The sequence below is a fragment of the Brevibacterium sp. UCMA 11752 genome (genome assembly GCF_021532235.1).
GTDB classification, from domain to species: Bacteria; Actinomycetota; Actinomycetes; order Actinomycetales; family Brevibacteriaceae; genus Brevibacterium; species Brevibacterium antiquum.
In genome coordinates this window covers 200,845-218,548 of sequence record NZ_JACBOS010000003.1, presented here as the reverse complement: position 1 = coordinate 218,548, position 17,704 = coordinate 200,845, and the positions used below count along the sequence as shown (strand labels likewise).

At 60.6% G+C, this 17,704-nt stretch carries 14 protein-coding genes; 4 read left to right on the top strand and 10 right to left on the bottom strand.

Translation table 11 applies throughout. The features are described 5' to 3' along the window. Positions 1-32: 32 nt before the first annotated feature. Both HU144_RS01045 and HU144_RS01040 read right to left on the bottom strand, forming a co-directional pair. Positions 33-728 (bottom strand): TetR/AcrR family transcriptional regulator, encoded by a 696-nt coding sequence (locus HU144_RS01045; RefSeq protein WP_092104269.1) that lies wholly within the window; start codon positions 726-728, stop codon positions 33-35. Positions 729-827: 99 nt separating this feature from the next. Further along, on the bottom strand, positions 828-1,814 hold the full coding sequence (locus tag HU144_RS01040) for a LysR family transcriptional regulator (protein ID WP_235349738.1): 987 nt from the start codon (positions 1,812-1,814) through the stop codon (positions 828-830). 77 nt (positions 1,815-1,891) lie between these two features. Here HU144_RS01040 and HU144_RS01035 point away from each other — a divergent pair, with 77 nt between their 5' ends. Then, positions 1,892-3,649, top strand: coding sequence for an FAD-dependent oxidoreductase (locus HU144_RS01035; protein WP_235349737.1), 1,758 nt, complete (start codon positions 1,892-1,894; stop codon positions 3,647-3,649). A gap of 55 nt (positions 3,650-3,704) precedes the next feature. On the opposite strand, the gene HU144_RS01030 is transcribed toward HU144_RS01035, so the two are convergent. Together HU144_RS01030 and HU144_RS01025 are read right to left on the bottom strand one after the other, a co-directional pair. Next, on the bottom strand, positions 3,705-4,001 hold the full coding sequence (locus HU144_RS01030; protein WP_096162434.1) for a hypothetical protein: 297 nt from the start codon (positions 3,999-4,001) through the stop codon (positions 3,705-3,707). Between the two features lie 179 nt (positions 4,002-4,180). Then, complete coding sequence (locus HU144_RS01025; RefSeq protein WP_235349736.1) at positions 4,181-5,092, bottom strand: sigma-70 family RNA polymerase sigma factor; 912 nt, start codon at positions 5,090-5,092, stop codon at positions 4,181-4,183. 16 nt (positions 5,093-5,108) lie between these two features. Here HU144_RS01025 and HU144_RS01020 point away from each other — a divergent pair, with 16 nt between their 5' ends. Then, the gene (locus tag HU144_RS01020) at positions 5,109-6,527 is read left to right on the top strand and encodes an FAD-binding oxidoreductase (RefSeq protein WP_235349735.1); all 1,419 of its coding nucleotides are present in this window, start codon (positions 5,109-5,111) and stop codon (positions 6,525-6,527) included. Positions 6,528-6,581: 54 nt separating this feature from the next. Here the strand turns inward: HU144_RS01020 and HU144_RS01015 are convergent, their stop codons facing one another. The 3 genes from HU144_RS01015 to HU144_RS01005 all read right to left on the bottom strand — a co-directional run bounded on the left by HU144_RS01015 (position 6,582) and on the right by HU144_RS01005 (position 9,024). Next, positions 6,582-8,051, bottom strand: a complete 1,470-nt coding sequence (locus HU144_RS01015; RefSeq protein ID WP_235349734.1) for an MFS transporter — start codon at positions 8,049-8,051, stop codon at positions 6,582-6,584. Between the two features lie 203 nt (positions 8,052-8,254). Next, a complete protein-coding gene (locus HU144_RS01010) occupies positions 8,255-8,818 on the bottom strand; it encodes a hypothetical protein (RefSeq protein ID WP_235349733.1) in 564 nt (187 codons plus the stop codon). After that, positions 8,815-9,024, bottom strand: coding sequence for a helix-turn-helix transcriptional regulator (locus HU144_RS01005; RefSeq protein WP_235349732.1), 210 nt, complete (start codon positions 9,022-9,024; stop codon positions 8,815-8,817). Before HU144_RS01005 ends, HU144_RS01010 begins: the two co-directional genes overlap by 4 nt. A 149-nt stretch (positions 9,025-9,173) precedes the next feature. Between HU144_RS01005 and HU144_RS01000 the strand changes: the two genes are divergently transcribed. Next, positions 9,174-9,845, top strand: coding sequence for a GntR family transcriptional regulator (locus HU144_RS01000; RefSeq protein WP_235349731.1), 672 nt, complete (start codon positions 9,174-9,176; stop codon positions 9,843-9,845). 38 nt (positions 9,846-9,883) lie between these two features. Beyond that, the gene (locus HU144_RS00995) at positions 9,884-11,152 is read left to right on the top strand and encodes an MFS transporter (protein ID WP_235349730.1); all 1,269 of its coding nucleotides are present in this window, start codon (positions 9,884-9,886) and stop codon (positions 11,150-11,152) included. A 72-nt stretch (positions 11,153-11,224) separates the two neighbouring features. Here the strand turns inward: HU144_RS00995 and HU144_RS00990 are convergent, their stop codons facing one another. Genes HU144_RS00990 through HU144_RS00980 form a run of 3 tightly spaced genes read right to left on the bottom strand, consistent with a single transcriptional unit; the run spans position 11,225 to position 17,624 of the window. Further along, positions 11,225-14,503 carry a helicase-related protein gene (locus HU144_RS00990; RefSeq protein WP_235349729.1) on the bottom strand — a complete coding sequence of 1,093 codons (3,279 nt, stop codon included), beginning with the start codon at positions 14,501-14,503 and terminating at the stop codon, positions 11,225-11,227. Beyond that, positions 14,500-16,380 carry a phospholipase D-like domain-containing protein gene (locus tag HU144_RS00985; protein WP_235349728.1) on the bottom strand — a complete coding sequence of 627 codons (1,881 nt, stop codon included), beginning with the start codon at positions 16,378-16,380 and terminating at the stop codon, positions 14,500-14,502. Before HU144_RS00985 ends, HU144_RS00990 begins: the two co-directional genes overlap by 4 nt. Further along, positions 16,380-17,624: a DUF6361 family protein gene (locus HU144_RS00980; RefSeq protein WP_235349727.1), complete on the bottom strand. Its 1,245-nt coding sequence runs from the start codon at positions 17,622-17,624 to the stop codon at positions 16,380-16,382. The genes HU144_RS00985 and HU144_RS00980 overlap by 1 nt, the downstream gene beginning before the upstream one ends. Between the last annotated feature and the right edge of the window lie 80 nt (positions 17,625-17,704).

Below are 17,704 nucleotides of genomic sequence, written 5' to 3'. Positions count from 1 at the left end.
TGCCTGGTGAGGGCGATCGTTGGGGGCGGAGTCTAGTATTCGCTGAGCAGGCTGCGGAGGCGCCGGGCGGCCGAACTGTCCATCTGCTTGGATCGGTCGGTGAACTCGGTCCCGGGGGCCACGACTGTCGAGTCGATGAGGCCGTCGGCGATGTCGAGAACGATCGGTTCCAGAGCTTCGTCGTCGAAGAGGCTGTGTGCGAGAGACAGGGTGCCGTGCACACCGGACCATAGGGTCTGCACCAGCTGATCGGCAGGCAGGGACATGGGGCAACCCGCCTGTTGGCACCGGGTGACGGCTGCTCGGAGGCTGCCTGAGACGACGCTGGCCGGGTGGTGCCGGACCCGGTCGGTATCGGCCTGCGGCTGTCTGGTCTCGTAGAGCAGGCGGTAGTGTCCGGGGTTTTTCAGACCGAAGAGGCAATAGGCATGCACTTGGGCGCGCAGTCGTTCGACCGGTCCTTCCTGATCCGCTTTCTCGTCGGCGATTCGCATCTGGGTGGCCAGCTGTTGGTACTTGTCGGACAGTGCGGCCCAGACGAGGTCGGTCTTGTCCTTGAAATGCATATAGATGCTTGGGGCGGCGACTCCGGTCTCAGCCGCTACAGCCCGAATCGTCAGACGTTCAACACTGCCCCATTCGTCAAGGAGACGATTGACGGCATTGAGGATCTCTTCGCGAAGCTTTCCGCCCTCACCCCGACGATGGCGCGTTCGTTCTGTCGCCATGCTCCGCCCCTTTCAGTGAACTCTCGATGTAAGCATCCTCCCATGCCGGTGGACGCTTGGGCCCGTCGGCGGGCGCTTGTCGTGGTCGGTGCCGCCCCCTTACCTCACCAGCCGCACATGCGCCGCCAGGCCGGCATCCTCTTCGGCCAGTACCCTCGCGGTCGAGAGGATCGTTGTCTCCATCGCCGAGGCGGCTCTGGTCGGCCGTACGTCCGCTCGGGTGGCGAGGCTGACCGTCCGCGACAAACTCGGCTCCAGCAGCTGTGCCGAGGTCAGGCGCGGCCGATCGACGAGGACCATTGCCGGGACGATTGCGACCCCCAGTCCGCGTTCGACGAAGCGCAGCACTGCGTCCATCTCGGCTCCCTCGACGACGATGTTCGGTGCCAACCCGGCCGCATCGAAGGCCGCCGAGGTGGCCTCGCGCAGATCGTATCCGTGATGGAACAGCACCTGGGGGAGTGCCGCGACCTCCGCCAACGTGACCGTGTCACCGGGCAGGAGTGGAGCACCGCTGCGGCTGTCGCCCGACCATGAGGTGCTGCCGCCGGAACGGCGGTCCGCCCCCGCAATCACCACCAGGTCCTCACTGAGCACTTCCCGCATCCGCAACCTCGGCATCTGCGCGCTCGGAGTCAACGTCCGCGTGATGAGTGCAAGGTCCAGTTCGCCGGCACCCAGCGCCTCGATGAGCTCACGCGACCCCTTCTCGACAAGCTCGAGCTCGACCCCGGGATGCTCATGATGGAAGCTGCTGATCGCCTCGGCGACGAGGCTGACGCACAGCGTCGGAGTCGCGCCCAAACGGATCCGCCCCTTGCGCAGCCCGGCGAGCTCATCCATGTCACGACGGACCGCCTCGGCGTCGGCGAGCATTCGTCGAGCGGTCGGCAGGAGAGTATCGCCTGCGGCGGTGAGACTGATGTGTCCATGGGCGCGATGGAAGAGTTCGGAGCCGAGCTCCTTCTCCAGCGTCGAGATCTGCCGACTCAATGAGGGTTGGGCCAGGTGAAGCGTGGCAGCGGCCCTCGTGAAATGACCGGTGTTGGCGATCTCGACGAAGCTCGCGAGCTGTTCCAGATTCATGTTCATAGCGTATCGCTATCAACTCAAGCGAAACAATACATTGGACGCATGAGGTGGCCGAACCTAGCGTGGAATACATGAACTCCACACAGGGAAATGCCCACGCACACGAACACACGATCTCCACCTCGGTGCTGGTCATCGGCACCGGCGGATCCGGCCTGCGCGCCGCGATCGAGGTCGCCGAATCCGGCACCGACGTCCTCGCCGTCGGCAAGCGACCCAAGGACGACGCGCACACCTCGCTGGCCGCCGGCGGCATCAACGCGGCCCTGGCCACGATGGACCCCGACGACTCCTGGCAGCAGCACGCAGCCGACACGATCAAGGAATCCTATGACCTCGCCAACCCCCGCACCGTCGAAATCGTCACCCAGGGAGCCGGGCAGGGAATTGCTGACCTGGAGCGATACGGAATGGACTTCGCGAAGGAGGACGACGGTCGGATCTCGCAGCGCTTCTTCGGCGCCCACACCTGGCGTCGCACCGCTTTCGCCGGCGACTACACGGGACTCGAAATCCAGCGCACCCTCATTCATCGTGCCGAGGCCCTGAATGTCCCCATCCTCGACCGCGTCTACATCACCAAACTCCTCGTCGCCGACGGTCGCATCTTCGGCGCATTCGGCTTCGACATCGTCGACGGCTCCCGCTACCGGATCCATGCCGACGCGGTCATCCTCGCAGCCGGTGGCCACAACCGGATCTGGCGCCGCACATCCTCCCGCCGCGACGAGAACACCGGCGACTCCTTCCGCCTGGCCGTCGAGGCAGGAGCCCGCCTGCGCGACGCCGAGCTCGTTCAGTTCCACCCATCAGGCATCATCGAACCAGAGAACGCTGCCGGCACCCTCGTCTCCGAAGCCGCACGTGGTGAGGGCGGAATCTTACGCAACGGACTGGGAGAGCGGTTCATGGAACGCTACGACCCCGAGCGCATGGAACTCTCCACCCGCGACCGTGTGGCCCTAGCCGCCTACACCGAGATCGCCGAGGGCCGCGGCACGGAGAACGGCGGCATCTGGCTCGACGTCTCCCACCTGCCACGCGAAACCATCATGAACCGGCTGCCCCGCGTGTTCCAGACGATGATGGAGACGCAGATGCTCGACATCACCCAGTCACCGATCGAGATCGCCCCGACCGCGCACTACTCGATGGGCGGGGTGTGGGTCGACCCGGTCGAGCACAGCACCGACGTCGAGGGACTCTGGGCCATCGGCGAGGCCTCGTCCGGGCTGCACGGGGCCAACCGCCTCGGCGGCAATTCGCTCATCGAACTCCTCGTCTTCGGCCGCATCGTCGGTCAGTCCGCCATCGCGTACTCGTCTGAGCTGGGGGCGCAGGTGCGGTCGCAATCTGCCATCGCCGAGGCGAGAGCTGAGATCGATGATCTCCTGTCCTCCGAGGGGACGGAGAATGTCAGGGCGCTGCAGCGCGAGATCCGCAACCTCATGACCGCCCATGCCGGAGTCGTCCGCGATGAGGCCGGATTGGCCGAAGGGCTCGAGAAGCTCGCGTCGATCGAAACGCGCATGAGCGACGTGGGCATCCACCCCGACATCGCCGGCTACTCCGACCTCTCACACGCCTTCGACCTCAGATCCTCGGCTCTGGCAGCGCGCGCCACGCTGGAATGCGCACTCGAGCGCCGCGAGACCCGTGGCTGCCACAACCGCAGCGACTACCCCGAGCAGGATGAGAACCTGCAGGTCAACCTCGTGTGGTCGCCATCGACCGGGGTGGTGAAGGAGAGTATTCCCGCCGTCGATCCCGAGGTCGCCGAGCTCATGCGAGTCGAGGAGATCAGCCAGGTCGGCAAGCTCGTGGAGTGAAGCAGCAGTGGAGTGAGACGGCGTTCCTCGGGCTGCGAGCTCACCGCCAGAGCTGTCAGGCGGTGAGCTCGCGCTTCCAATCCCCGACGAGGCTGATCAGGGTGAAACCTGTGAGGAAGGCCGGGAAAGTGGCTAAGAGCCCGAGCCCAACGATCTCAAGGTTGGTGTCGGCGGTGTCTCTGACGAGAAGAGCTCCGGTCACCGCCAGTGCAGTGGCTCCCCACGCGGTTCCCACGACCGCGCCCGGAACTCGAGGCAATGCCTTCGACAGCATTCCGGTGATGAGGCTGAGGGTGATGGCGCTCCAGATAACTGATTCCACGTTGATCACACCACCGAATGCCCAGCTCATGGGTGCCCGGAAATCTCCTCTGTAATTGTGCTCGACGTTGAGCGCGGAATAGCGCCGAGGACTACAATAACTGACAAGGATCGTTGAGTAAAAAATGTCTCGCATTCTGTATTGACTGCGTTACCGGTATTACCGGCGTTGTCCACAGTGCCTACGAGTTCCGAGTTCTTGAACGACACCTAGACCATGATGTCGAGACAGGCCAGGATCGTCTCATCGGCGAGCACATCGACGGAGACGACCCTGCCATATGCGAACCGGAACCAGTAGATTGCCCGAGGAGCGCCATCGACGAGGTACGCGGCAGCGGGAACGCCATCGATATGGACAAGTCTGGTCGCCTGAGCGCGTCCGTTGAAAACTCGGGCCACGGCGTCAGAGCCGGCGATTTCGCGATCGAGGAGAGGTGCGCCGAATTCTGCACCAGCCCCGGCCAACCCCACGGCCATTGGGTCGCTGCGCAGTTCGATCTCGGGATCAAGCAGTTGGAGCAGACCGCCGAAATCTCCCTCACGGGCTGCGGAGAGAAAGGCCGTGATCGCAGACTCTTGCCTGTGTTGAACGCTGGTGACGTCAACGCGACGCAGGCGCGCTCGTGCACGGGACGCCAGCTGGCGGGTCGCGATGGGCGTGCGGTCGACGATGGGGGCGATGTCGTGATAGGTCAGCGCGAAGAAGTCGTGCAAGACCAACGCGAGACGCTCCAGAGGCCCCAAAGTATCGAGGACAATGGTCAAAGCAGCCGACAGATCGACCTTGAGCACGGCACTGTCTGCCGGTTGACCCTCCAGCGCTTCCTCCGCCGCCGTCTCTTCGGCCGACGCGGACCAGCGCAGGTCTTCGCGTCTCGCGGCGTCGCGGCGGATGAGATCGATGCACACTCGGGAGGTCACCGTCGTCAACCACGCCTCGAGGTTGTCGACGGCCGCGATGTCTGCTCGTTGCAATCGAATCCACGTCTCCTGCACCACGTCTTCCGCGGCCCAAGGAGATCCCATTGTGCGGTAGGCGATGGCGAACAGCTTGGGTCGATGGAAGGAGAACTGATCGGCCACATCGGCGAGGGGGTGGGGCGTCGAATTCGATGTCATAGCCATCCTGCCGGTGGTGACTCGTCACGTTTTCGTCGTGGGAAACGACTCATGGGTACGTTCGGCAGATGTCGGACTGACCAACATCCGCACCAACACCAGCCAAGGAGCAATTGTGACTCTTCTGCCGACATCCATTCTTGTCCAGCTGCAAGCAACTGTCCAGGGACGCCTCTGGTTCCCCGGCAGCGCAGATTTCGACGAGGTTCATCGACCATGGAATCGCGCCATCGACCAGGACGTCCTCGCCGTGGTCGAGGCGGCTGACGTCGGCGACATCAGCAATCTTGTGCGCTTCGCCCGGGCTCAGGGCCTGTCGATCGCGACCCAACCGTCCGGCCACGGCGCGACCGGGCGAGCAGGCGGGGCGATCCTCTTACGAACCACCCAGCTCAATTCGATCGACATCGACCTGAGCCAGCGCACGGCAACGATCGGATCCGGCACAAAAGCCGGGCAGCTGCAGATTGCCGCAGCCAAGCACGGACTCACGGGACTTCCAGGCAGTTCACCAGTGGTGACGGTGGCCGGTGTTGCCCTCGGCGGTGGCCTGAGCTGGTTCGGCCGGTCCTTCGGGTGGGTGGGTGACAACATCCGCGCATTCGACATCGTCGACGCCGAGGGTCAGGCCCGACGGGTCACAGCGGATACGGATCCCGAGCTCTACTGGGCTCTGCGCGGCGGGGGAAGCGAACTCGTCATCGTCACCGGTCTTGAGGTTCAGCTGCACGAGGCTCCGAAGGTGTTCGGTGGGCGCCAACTCTGGCCAGCCGTCCATGCCAGGGAGGTCGCCGAGGTGTTCCGGTCGATGACAGCGACTGCGCCGGATCATCTGAATCTGTGGCTGGAGCTCCTCAGCTTCCCCGGCGCAGACCCGATGGTCGCGATCGACTCAACCTCCCTCGGGGAGGAGGCCGAGGCTCGCAGTCTGATGCGCGCGAGCGAAGCGTTGCCGACACCGCTTTCTGACACTCGTGCACCGATGAGCGTTGCGGATCTGGGAACCATCACCGCCGAACCGACCGACCCTGTTCCCGGCAGCTCCCGCGCGGAGCTGCTCACCTCACTCGACGACTCAGCCCTCGACGCACTGCTCGAGACGCCCATCGATCCGCTGCTATCGGTGCAGGTCAGGCACCTCGGCGGGGCGCTCGCGCGAGCAACCGACAACCCGCACGGGGCATTGAGTGAACAGTTCAGTGTCTACATGTTCGGACTGCCCGTCACCGAGGAGGCCGCTGAGTCCATCACGAAGAAGCAGGCAGATCTGGCGCTGACTCTGCCGACGACCGGACGCAAGCCCGTGACGTTTCTCAACCCGAGCGAGAGCCTCGCGGATGCACTGCCCGAAGAATCGCTGCTGCGGCTGCGCCGACTCAAGGAGGAGCGCGACCCGGAGGCCATCTTCGTCGGGAACTTCAACACCTTGGGCTGAGCGTTCCGTGATCGCTGGAGGTGAACGGCGTCGCTATCGGCGAGGCCCGTGGGATCAGATCGACTGCATCGTCGAGGGCTCCGAATCTGCACCAGCGGCAACGGTGACTCCCGAAAGGCCGGAGCGCACCGACCGGTGGGCGACGATCGCCAGCACCACGCCGATGACTGAGGTGAGCACGACGAGTCCGACGGATCCGTGGAAACCGGTGAGCAGCGAGTCGATCTCGCTGGCACCTGAACTCATGCGAGCACCACTGAGCGCGCCGTAGATTCCGGCGGCCAGGGAGGTGCCCACGCAGCCAGCGATCTGGAAGCTCGTCGAGACGACCGTGACGCCGTGCGGGCTGGTCTCACGGTCGAGATGGGACAGCGCAAAGGTCTGTGCCGGTCCGATGACGAAAGCGGTGGCCAGCACTGCGGGAATATAGAGGATTCCGAAGAGCAGGATCGACGTGCCGCCGGCAGCAACCCCGACAAGAGTGACGAAGACAGCCATGACGAGGAAGCCGAGAGGAATCGACCATTTGCCGCCGTGGCGATCGAACAGGCGACCGGCCACGGGACCGAGGATCACGGTCAGCAGGATTCCCGGTGCCAGCGTGATCGATGCACCCAGAGGGTCCATGCCGCGTGCGGCCTGGAGGAACAGTGGAATGACGACATTCATCGCGAAGACGAAGAGCAGGCCCAGCATCGTCATGATCACACCGAGCACGAAGGGCTTGCTGGAGAACGGACGCAGGTCGAGCAGCGGGTGGTCGATGCGGCGCTGACGGACGATGAAGAGCCATAGGGTCATGAGCCCGACGATGAAGGAGCCACCCGCGATCAGGGCAGAACCGCCGAAGGCCGCGGTCACACCGTAGAGGACGCCGACGAGGGCGAGGGCCACGAGCAGGAACGATGGAATGTCCAGGACAGGGCGGCCCAGATCGGTCACGGTGCGCAGGAAGACGGCGCCGGCGATGAGGACGACGACACAGAGGGCGCCGAAGACCCACATCAGGGTCGTCCACGGAGCGATGGTCAGCAGCGCGCCGGAGAGCACGATGGCCAGAGAGGGTCCAAGCGTGGTCATGGCGGCCATGATGCCCATGTTCATGCCGAGCTTCTCCCGCGGCGAGACCGCCAGAGTGATGTTCATGCCGATGGGCGTGAGGAGGCCGGTGCCGATGGCCTGCAGCAGGCGACCGACGAGAAGGACGCTGAAACTTGGAGCGAGCGCGCCCACGATCGATCCGATGACCATGATCGTGACGACGCTGATGAACAGTGTGCGTGTGGGGAAACGGTGATAGAGGACGTTCGCGACGGGGACGAAGACCGCGGCGACGAGTAGGTATCCGGTGGTCAGCCACTGAACGCTGCTCACATTGATGCCGAAGTCGGGCATGATCGGTGTGAACGCGACGTTGAGGAACGTCTCATTGAAGGTGGCGAGGAACGCAGCGGCTGCGGCGACCGCGATCATCCACCCAGCGCGTCCTGTGGAGCGCGAGCGGGAATGGCGTGATGAGGTCATCAGTTCTCCTGACATGTCGACGGTTGTTGTTGATCGACCGTGCCGTGTCAGAAGATTCTGTAAAGGTCTTCGCGTGTCGTGTCATCGATGCTGTGGTGGCCGTGAGGCCAGGAGTCAATGTAGCAGTTTTCAGAAGTTTTCATAAGCGAGTGATGGTCAACGCCGAGCCGCCGAGGCGATCGTTCACCTCGGCGGCTCGGCGTTCAGTCCTCGTCCTCAAGTTCGGCGGCCCGAGCGGCCTGGAGGCGGGCCTGTTTGAGCTTGCGCTGGCGGGTGATGGTCATCGCCGCAATCGCAATGACCATTCCAACGATCCCGCCGATCACCAGGGAACTGCCGTTGGCGCTGTCCACGATCGAACCCAATCCTGCTGGGACAAGAGGGTGGCCGGTGATCTGATGGAACCCGATGGCGAAGACCCAGGCGATTGCGAACGCACCACATGTGACGTAGGAGATGATCAGCCGCCTCGGGGAAGAGAGTGCCGTTGCGAGGTCAAAATCGACGTTCTCACGTTTGCAGTAACTGGCCGCTGCGACACTCAACACTCCTGAGCCAAGCAGCAGAGGAAGGGTCCAGAATCCTGCTCCGATGACTGCGAAGAGAACTGCGAGGGCAAGGAAGACATAGATGGTGAGGACTGAGCCGAACATATACGCCCGGAGGATGACATCGCGTTCGCGTTCATCTCCCATCGACGGATCGTTGATTCCCGCGATCCGGTCGGCCAGAGCGTTGGGCCGGTGAACCTTGTGAGTGTTGCTCATGCTTCCTCCTGAAGTGAGAAGATCTCTTCGACAGTGGTGTCGAGGGAGTGTGCGATCCGCAGAGCTAGGTACACGCTGGGTGCGTAGTCGCCGCGTTCGGTGGCGATGATGGTCTGACGCGATACGCCTGTGAGCTGGGCGAGCTGGACCTGCGTGTAGCCAGCCGCCTTGCGAACCTGTTTGAGGCTCGACGTCTGAACATCCATACTGCTTCCTCGCACCTCATTTGCAATGTCAATGATTCTTTACATAAAAAGTAAAGCATCATTGACATCTTGATGTCAAGAATATTTGACACAGCAATTCCCTGATCACTGATGCATCTATCGATGTATGCATCTGATAGCGTGGAGGAATGAAAGACCTGCTGACGCTCCCGTGGGAGACCACCGACGATGCTTCCCCGATCGCAGCGCGGATGGCTGCGTGGGCCGCCCGCGAGATCATCGAGCAGCGCTACGAGCCCGGCCAACTCCTCACAGAAGCCGACCTCGCCGAGGCTCAGAAAGCCAGCCGGACACCGGCACGGGAGGCGATGCTCCAACTCGAGCGCTGGAGGCTGGTCCGCCTCGTGCCGAAAAAGGGCGCGATCGTGACCACGGTGACCCGTCAGGAGCGCCGCGACCTGCTTGCGGTGCGCGCCATGTTCGAGACCGACGCCGTCCAGGCCTTGACTCTCGACAGCGACTTCGCGCCGCTGGCGGCAGACCTGCGCACGCTCCTCGGCCGGCAGCAGAAGGCTCTGGATGCCAGTCATCCACTCGACTTCGCCAGTGCCGACTACGCCTTCCACGCCCGTATCATCCGCAGCGGCGGCAACAGCATTGTCGAGGAGATGCTGACCACGATGGGCCCGCGCTTGGCCCGCCTGACCTACCAAGTGGTCATCGATCAGCCCAGTTCGCTGCGCACGCTCTTCGACGAGCATGCCGAGCTCACCGATCTCGCAGAACGCGGCGAGGCCAAGGGCTTCGGAAAGGTCGTGCGCGAGCACATTCAGTCCTCGCACTTCCCCGAGAACCAGTGACCTCGGAAACCGCAGCACTCAACCCAGAATCGCCGGCAATGACTTCCGAACCCGCAACCGAAACAGCAGACCACCAGATCGCAACGACAATCTCTCACTCCGTAGCAACAGTGCCCCAACGCCGAGGCAGAGCTTGGCTTCGCGTCGTGCCCGCCATGTTCCTGCTCGCCTGGGGTGGCAACCACTTCACCCCGCTCGTGCACATGTACGAAGAGGACGGCGGCTACGCGGTCTGGCAGGCCAACCTCCTGCTCGGAATGTACGTCGGCGGGCTGATTCCAGGGCTGCTGGTGGCCTCGGCGCTCTCAGATCGACGCGGACGCAAACCGATTCTCATTGCCGGAACGATCGCCGCCATTATCGGCAGTGTTCTTCTTGGCATCGGCTTCAACCTCTTCTGGCTGCTGTGTGTGGGCCGCGTGCTGGCGGGGATCGGCGTGGGAGTGGCGATGTCGGTGGGCACGAGCTGGATCAAGGAACTCTCGTCCCCACCGTTCGACCGCACGGCCAACATCACCGCCGGCGCTCGCCGCCCCGCACTGACGCTGACTGTGGGATTCGCCATCGGCGCCGCGGTCACCGGCTGCCTGGCGCAGTGGGGGCCGCTTCCCGAAATGATTCCTTACGCGGTTCACGCTGTCTTGAGCATCGGCGCACTGCTCATCGTCTTCACTGCGCCAGAGACTCTCACGAGGGAGCGCCGCTCGGCTCAGCACTGGTGGCGGGGCCTGCGGATACCGCTGGTCGGCCATCGCACCTTCATCCGCCTCATCATCCCGGCCGCACCGTGGGTCTTCGCCGCAGCGGGTGTCGCTTACGCGGTCATGCCCGCTCTGGTCCAAAACACATTGGGGGAGTGGACGACCATGTACGCGACCGTGCTCACCGTCGCCACCCTGGGCGCCGGAGCCCTGGTGCAGAACCTTGTCCCGCGCATCAACCGGTGGACGGGTGGGCGTGCGCTCGTCGTCGGACTCACGCTCATGACACTCGGCATGGGCCTTGCAGTCGTCGCGGCGCTCGCAGCTGATCCGATCATGGCCTTCGTCGTCGCCATCGTCCTCGGCATCGCCTACGGCATCTGCGTGGTGGCAGGACTCGTCATCGTCCAGGCCATCGCGGAACCGAAGGACCTCGCAGGAATCACCGGCGTCTACTATTCGCTGGCCTACTCCGGCTTCCTGCTGCCCACGGTGCTCGCGGCGCTGCTGCCGGTCATGCCCTACAGCATCTCGCTTGGAGCAGTCGCGGTGATCTGCCTGCTCAGCCTCTCCGCGGTGTCGCTGGCGTCGAGGCGACACCGCTGAGTGACCCCGCCGGACAGTACATTCAGGCGGCGACTGTTCCCCATCAGCGGCAGGAGGCAGACGCAAGCCACGTCATTTGGATTCGGCTGACGCTGGGTCCGAGAGAGTTTCCGACCTGTTGGGGCGTGGAGAGACATCTATCGTCGGCCACTCAACGCCTGGTCCAAGTAGATGGATGAGATCTTCTTGTCTGGGCTGGCCCATGACGGAGCGATAAGCTCCGAGTGTTCTCCGTAAGCGCCAGTATTGGGAAATTTCGCGGCTCAGCGGCATTGCTGGAACGTAACGTTCGATTGCCGCTGCACCCTCGTATACCCAATATGGGCTGATGAGGGAACTGCCTGGAGGCTCAGCAAATTCTGCGGCGTCGAACACTGCCTCCCATGGGTCTGAGTAAGAAAAGTCCAATGCTGCTGTGCCGTGTGCTGCAGCAACGTTTTTCCGGATCGCATGTCCTTTATAACGATGGACACGTCCTTCACGCTGCTCGAGATCGACAGGATTGCTCGGAAGGTTCCAGTGGACGACAGAGTGACTATACGTATGGAAATCCAGTCCCTCCTGTCCCATGGAAGTGCTGGCTAGGACAAACGGCCAAAACGGAGAATTGAAGCTGTCCCTCACCGAAGCCTCACGTGCAGCGGCCGAATCTGAAGTTTCAACTCGACCGAAACGAGCAGCAATATGATTGCGCATACGCCGGTCAGTGACAACGACTTGATCGTGGTCGACATCAAAATTGTGCACTACACTTTCGGCAGTACGCATGGTGGCGGTTGAGGCGATCTGATCAGCCAGTCGCCTCATTCGTTCGATCGGTAGATCTGAACTCAGCCCGAGCGAATCAATCAGGGTATGGGTATATTCGTCCAGCACCGCCTGCAGATTACCGTCGGCACAGTATTCGAGCACTTGTTGCCAGTAAGCTCCGGTCATACCTGCGTCGGATTTGGCACTGCGGACAGCGGCAGTAATGAACGGGCGATTGAATAAGGAGACGAAGCCGCGAGAGGCGCGAAGCGCTGCTTGCCGCAGACCTTCGTCTTCCAACGACACAGCTTGTCCAGTGGCTCGGCTCAGTGCTCGTAGAGCGCATACGCCGGGCGCAGATGTCGCAGCCAATGCAAGAACGCTCGCAAGGTCCTCAGGTATTGGACCCAATTGGGAGAGATCCGGATCTACAGCAAAGGCCACATGATCGCTGAGGCGGGACGAAGAGTCCTCTTCTGTGGTGTAGGTCCAAGAGTTCTCGAGTAGGCCAGGATCGTCAATTCCGGCGGCGATGTCGAGTAGGTAGGGTGCGACCCCATACCAGGCTTTTCCGGTACCCAACCGTGAATTTGGCTCGGTGTAGGTGAGTTCTGAAATCGGCGGATCGAGACTATCGAGTGCGACTTGGATACGGTCAGTAACCATAGCCAGCAGCCGTTCCCGATCTAATGGAAGCTGCTGGTCGGTGGACCGCGCGACTTCGAGAGGGTCGCCAAGACGTGCAAGCACGACGGATGGGTGTACCAGCGCCAGCATCTCGAGATTGCCTGGCTGATCAGTGTTCACATCCCATTGAAAACGGATGTTCGACGTGGAACTGCGCCCTTCGTAGACGGGATGTTCCCCTTTAACTCTCCGAGCAGAATGGTCGACAAGCCTTCGTTCCGTTTCATAGCTGACCATTGTCGCTATTGCTTTGGGTACGACGTTCCAGGAGGAGAACACCAGGCGTTTAGTGAAAGTCTTTGCGCCCTCGCAGGCATATGGCCCGACCGGTTCGAAGTAGGGCATCGAAGGAGGAAGCCATGCCAACTTCCATACTTCGCGGCCCATGAAGTCATCAATGAGCGACCGCATCTTGGGGTTGCCGGCGTCCAAGGCAGAATAATTCTGCACATCGTTCCAATGAAGCAGTCCGCGCGGGTGGTCGGTGAGAACGCTAGCGCAGCTGGTGGCGTCAGCTTCGATTGCTTCAAGCAGTCTGGCCTTCAACTGATAGGTTGACGGATCCATGAGATTGACTGGGTAAGACGCTGATTTCCAGTATTCGAAAGCGTCGTGGCTACCCAGAAACTGCGTGATATCACTTAGCGCCATCCAGGTGTGCAAGTCTGACGGGTGCAACTGAGGAGGTGCAAGTTGCTTTTCAACGAGCATGCCGTCGCGTTTGGAGGTGGCTTTTAACCGTTCAGTGCGCGCCATTACGCGGCTCAATTCCGCGGAGGCTTTCCTGTTCGCCTCTTCGGCGGTCTCTCTGCCTTGGGCAGTTCGGCTGAGCATGCCATTGCGGACCTCGGACAAGAGGACCATGACTCGGTCAGATCGCGCTTCACCAGCCAGAAATTTTACGGTTTCGCGAAAATCGCGAAAGTGGTCGTCTCCCTCTGGCTCATCTGGCAGAGTAAACATCTTGTAAGGAGTCGCTGAGAGAACTAGAGACTTTGTGCCGTGAGATGAGATGACTCGTTGTGCAAGGCGTTGAGCGTCACTCAAATAGGTCAAATCGGCATCTGCTGCTGGAAATAGGTCTTTGAACCGCTGGAACTCATCGAGTATGACGAGGTCGGGCTCGAGCCTTGCTACAGACACGTGCGCCATGGCAATGCGTAAAGCACCGATCATACTGCGTTGCCGTCGTGCCATCTCTTCCGAGATAGAGTGTTTACCCTTCCAATGCTCAAGCTCGTCAATCAAGTCATCAAGTATTGTGTTTTCGAAGGGTCCCGCAGTGTTGGTCAAATAGTGCTCAAAGTCCGCTATGAGCGCGCTTCCGATGACAGGCTGGCTACTCTCCCATGACAGACGTTCGACGAATTTCTCTAGACCAACTTGATCGGCAAAATATCTGAGTGCACTCGTTCTGCTGAGGAGGCCATAATCGAGAATATGCCTGAGCATCCAATGCAATAATGCTCGTTCCTGGACTCTGCCAGTGGCTGATCCCAGGCGGAATGAAGTTCCTGGTGTAAACGAAATGACGTTGACCCGCTGGCGATCGTCTCGGCCCATAGTCTTGGGCAGCAAGGTGAGGCGATCTGCGAAACTCTGTTCGGAACCCCTAGTCAGATCGCGGAGTCTATTGAGGTTTTGACGGGCAATCTGGGCATTGGTACATATGTACACAATGGTGATCGGCTTGCCAGTGGGCCATAATCGGTCGATTAAGCGGGAGGCAACACCTCTCGCGACAAGAGTCTTCCCGAGTCCAACTTCGTCAGCGACGAGGAAACGGTCAACGCTGTCATCGGCAAGCCAGAGACGTTCGAATGCATGATCGACGGTATCTCGCTGAAATGGCTTCAGGCTTGAAAGCATCGACGCAGTGTCGGGCCGTGAAGAAAGTTCGTTCTCGCCTGTCATCGTCCCCGCCTTTCTGCGATGACCGTCAGTACAACGTCCCACATCTGCAGAAAGTCGGCTGGAATACGTGCTTCCACCTCAGGAACATCCCTGAGCTCTTTTATTCGATCCGCAACTGATGCGAGCTCATTGAGGTCATTTCCGACTGCACGGACAAGCGGTTCGAATAGCACGACCGGCGGTGACGCCGCGGAAGTTACATCGTCTGCGATTCTGAACTCGTCCTTGACTGCCGAGGTATCGGCCTGGGCACCAATGAGCGAACCTGCGCGAGGAGTTTCCTCAATGCCAAGCAGAAGAGCTAGGTAGGACAATACTCTTTCCGAGGAGTTGAGAATGTCGGCCAGTGCGCGTCGACGGCGTTCCTGGGGGGCTCCGACGACGTCGACCTTGATGAGGCAACGGCGAGTAACTCTTGAACCTTCTACCTCCTTGTGTGATTCGACCGCGATGAATGGAGTGATGTTCTCCAACGCGATGTCCCAAGTAGTCACCTCTGCCAGAGCCCGCCTCTGGCCGGAAACGGTCGACAGCCAGATACTCGTATCTCCAGGGACTTCGTCTGGAAGTGCAAGCGTGAGACGCACAGTCGCAGAAGCATCATCGCGTGGAATGACATCAAGCCTGGGACGCGGAAGTGCTCGGACCAGATCCCGGTGGAAGCTTTCTAGCTGGTAACTGGCAGCTATTGCTGGATCGTCCGAAGGGAGTTCACCCTCGGGCGTATATGGCTCCATGATCATCTGCAGGCCACCACCACTGGAACTTCCGGCGAGGACCGCGTCGACGCCGCACATGGACGTCGGCCCGGTGAGGATAGCGTTGAACTCGATATTTCTTTCCCACGCCGCAGCTGTGATGTTGGCGCTCCCCGTGACCACAGAGGAGCGTCCATCGAGAAAATCAGTGATGACGGTCTTCGCATGGAGTCCAGAGAGCTCTCCTGAGCTAGGCGGCTCGGTGTCGTCTGCAGGAACCGAGGCGAATTCGTCGATTTTCGTCGACTCGTCGCCGGATCGATCGACAAGATCTGTACCGGAAGAAAGAACGTGAAGGTCCCAGCCGGAGGTGCCTCTTGTACCGATCTGGTCGAGGGCCGCTGGGCGGCTCAGCAAAGTGGCTTCCGATGTAGTCGAACGGAGTCGACTGAGGGTGCCCGCCGTGATGAACGGAGTGATGGCAAGTGTTCGTTGTGATTTGGTGTTAAACGGCCAAGCGTCATTCACTGAAAGTCCGAGTGGCAGAAGGTCTCCGCCAGTGAAAGGATGTGGCGGCTCGAGACTCACGGACTGCATGGTGGAAGCGAGCGAATTGATTGCTTCGATTCGGTTGTCGGGGAGGGGATATGTGCAGAGCGCGGGAAGCTGCGATACGAAATCGGCGGCCGGAGCTGCCGCGATCGTTCCGTCTGAGTTTTCATCCAAAACGAGGACTGTGTCCCAGGAGCTATCGAGTGTGAGGTTCTTGCTGCCAACGACCACGCGATGGTGAAGAGAATCGTCTGAGTCGCGGGTGTATCGCAGGGCCCACAACTTGGGGTGGAACAGGGCATTCTCATCCATTGGCTCAACTTGGAAAATGCTGTCCTCAAGAAAGGTGTGAATTCGGCTGTGTGATGTAGGCACGTGAATGGCTGCCGCCTGACAGAAGACGGTTATGCGCTCGACGTGCTGCTGTACCGCGTCCAGTATTTGTACTGGATCGCCGGAATCCAATGCACGAGCATCGTCGATATCGCCAAATGCGAATGTCATCGGAGCAACGAGCATCGCTGTGAGATTAAGGGAGTACGTCGTGGCGACCGCTGTATCGATGCGAAAGTCTGGAGGTGGCTGCAATGCATCGGAAAGTAGTACAGCAGAATCAGGGTTGAGCATTATGCACGTTCCAAACCGTCGAAGATATCTTGCAAATGGCGTCGTGCGTAAGCCCAGCGATACTCGAAGCGACTAGTACCTGAGGCACCACTCCACGCGTCCAATGCTTTCCAGTTGCCGGGGCGTAGCCGGTCACGCTGGCGTTTGACGGCAAGTTCGCGGCGCCGTACCAGTTGCCGCGCAGCATCTGAATCTGCGATTGCAAGTGGATCGAGTGCGGCCTCGAACCAACTTGCTAGAAAATCTTGTGTTTGTTTCGTGAAAGTGCGTCTGCGCACTGCCATAAGGCTTCCGATGGCAGTGTGCTCTGCAGCTTCTAGTGGGCGCATCTCGCGTGCCTGGAACGCCCACTCCGTCATTTCGTTCCGAAAATATTCGACCCGATCATCGTGAAATCGCTCCTGGCCGCGACTGGATGTAGCCTCTGCAAGCAAGAGATTGTAAAGAAGATTTGCTCCCTGAATGATCAGGCTAAATCGCTCAGCAAGGTCGACTGTCGATTGCAATTCGGGGGTGAGCGTCTCAATAACTTCGGGGGACCAAAGGTGCTCCGGAGCTGAATGTGATTCCTTCCACGAATCGGGCGCGTGGTGAAGCAAGTGGACCAGGAGGCTTCCTGCGCACGTTTGAGATATTTGCTCGGACAGATATGCGGCTTCTTCATGGCGTAGTGAGAATGTCGCGTCTCTGAGCAGCTTCGAAGGTGCTGGCGGAAGATTGGGCTCGATGCCCGTTGGAATCAGTTCGAGTGGGGGTTCGTTTTCCTCACGAGCCGGAGCATTGCGCAATTGCTCTAAACGCAGCGCGTGTCGACGAAAATAGTCTTGGGTAGAAAGACCCGACTCGACTATTCCCCAAGTGAGCATCATCCCCCAGTAAATGACGCTCGGCACCCTTTGGACGCTTTTTCCCGCCCGACGTCCAACGATTCCTTCAGCAGTCTGGCCCATTCCAGCTTTGAGCACATCGATGAAATCACGTTCGAGATCGTGGAACGCCCAACTCATTTCTTTCACCGAGTCATGATTTGAGGCTTCTTCGAGCAGCCACGGAACAAAAAGAACGTACCGTAGGCGAGTGTGCAGCGTAGAGGTACCAGGGAAAAGTGTGTCGCTGATTGCGTCTCTGATAGCTCCGATGCCCAGGTCGTCGACCGTTCCTTTGTCGCGAAACAGCTCCACGGTCTCCAGCATCTGTTTTCGCTGTGTGGGATCAATCGCTATCCAGCCAAAGGTACTCGCCATGCTTCTATCATGCATGGTGACACTGACACAGGCACCAAGAGACGTTCAAGAATTGTAGAGCTTCAGGTTGAACTGACTTG

What these genes read in the sequence shown, in the direction of transcription:
- HU144_RS01045 (WP_092104269.1), bottom strand. Translation starts at nt 728, where the DNA reads ATGGCGACAGAACGAACGCGCCATCGTCGGGGTGAGGGCGGAAAGCTT.
- HU144_RS01040 (WP_235349738.1), bottom strand. Translation starts at nt 1,814, where the DNA reads ATGAATCTGGAACAGCTCGCGAGCTTCGTCGAGATCGCCAACACCGGT.
- HU144_RS01035 (WP_235349737.1), top strand. Translation starts at nt 1,892, where the DNA reads ATGAACTCCACACAGGGAAATGCCCACGCACACGAACACACGATCTCC.
- HU144_RS01030 (WP_096162434.1), bottom strand. Translation starts at nt 4,001, where the DNA reads ATGAGCTGGGCATTCGGTGGTGTGATCAACGTGGAATCAGTTATCTGG.
- HU144_RS01025 (WP_235349736.1), bottom strand. Translation starts at nt 5,092, where the DNA reads ATGACATCGAATTCGACGCCCCACCCCCTCGCCGATGTGGCCGATCAG.
- HU144_RS01015 (WP_235349734.1), bottom strand. Translation starts at nt 8,051, where the DNA reads ATGACCTCATCACGCCATTCCCGCTCGCGCTCCACAGGACGCGCTGGG.
- HU144_RS01010 (WP_235349733.1), bottom strand. Translation starts at nt 8,818, where the DNA reads ATGAGCAACACTCACAAGGTTCACCGGCCCAACGCTCTGGCCGACCGG.
- HU144_RS01005 (WP_235349732.1), bottom strand. Translation starts at nt 9,024, where the DNA reads ATGGATGTTCAGACGTCGAGCCTCAAACAGGTTCGCAAGGCGGCTGGC.
- HU144_RS01000 (WP_235349731.1), top strand. Translation starts at nt 9,174, where the DNA reads ATGAAAGACCTGCTGACGCTCCCGTGGGAGACCACCGACGATGCTTCC.
- HU144_RS00995 (WP_235349730.1), top strand. Translation starts at nt 9,884, where the DNA reads ATGACTTCCGAACCCGCAACCGAAACAGCAGACCACCAGATCGCAACG.
- HU144_RS00990 (WP_235349729.1), bottom strand. Translation starts at nt 14,503, where the DNA reads ATGACAGGCGAGAACGAACTTTCTTCACGGCCCGACACTGCGTCGATG.
- HU144_RS00985 (WP_235349728.1), bottom strand. Translation starts at nt 16,380, where the DNA reads ATGCTCAACCCTGATTCTGCTGTACTACTTTCCGATGCATTGCAGCCA.
- HU144_RS00980 (WP_235349727.1), bottom strand. Translation starts at nt 17,624, where the DNA reads ATGGCGAGTACCTTTGGCTGGATAGCGATTGATCCCACACAGCGAAAA.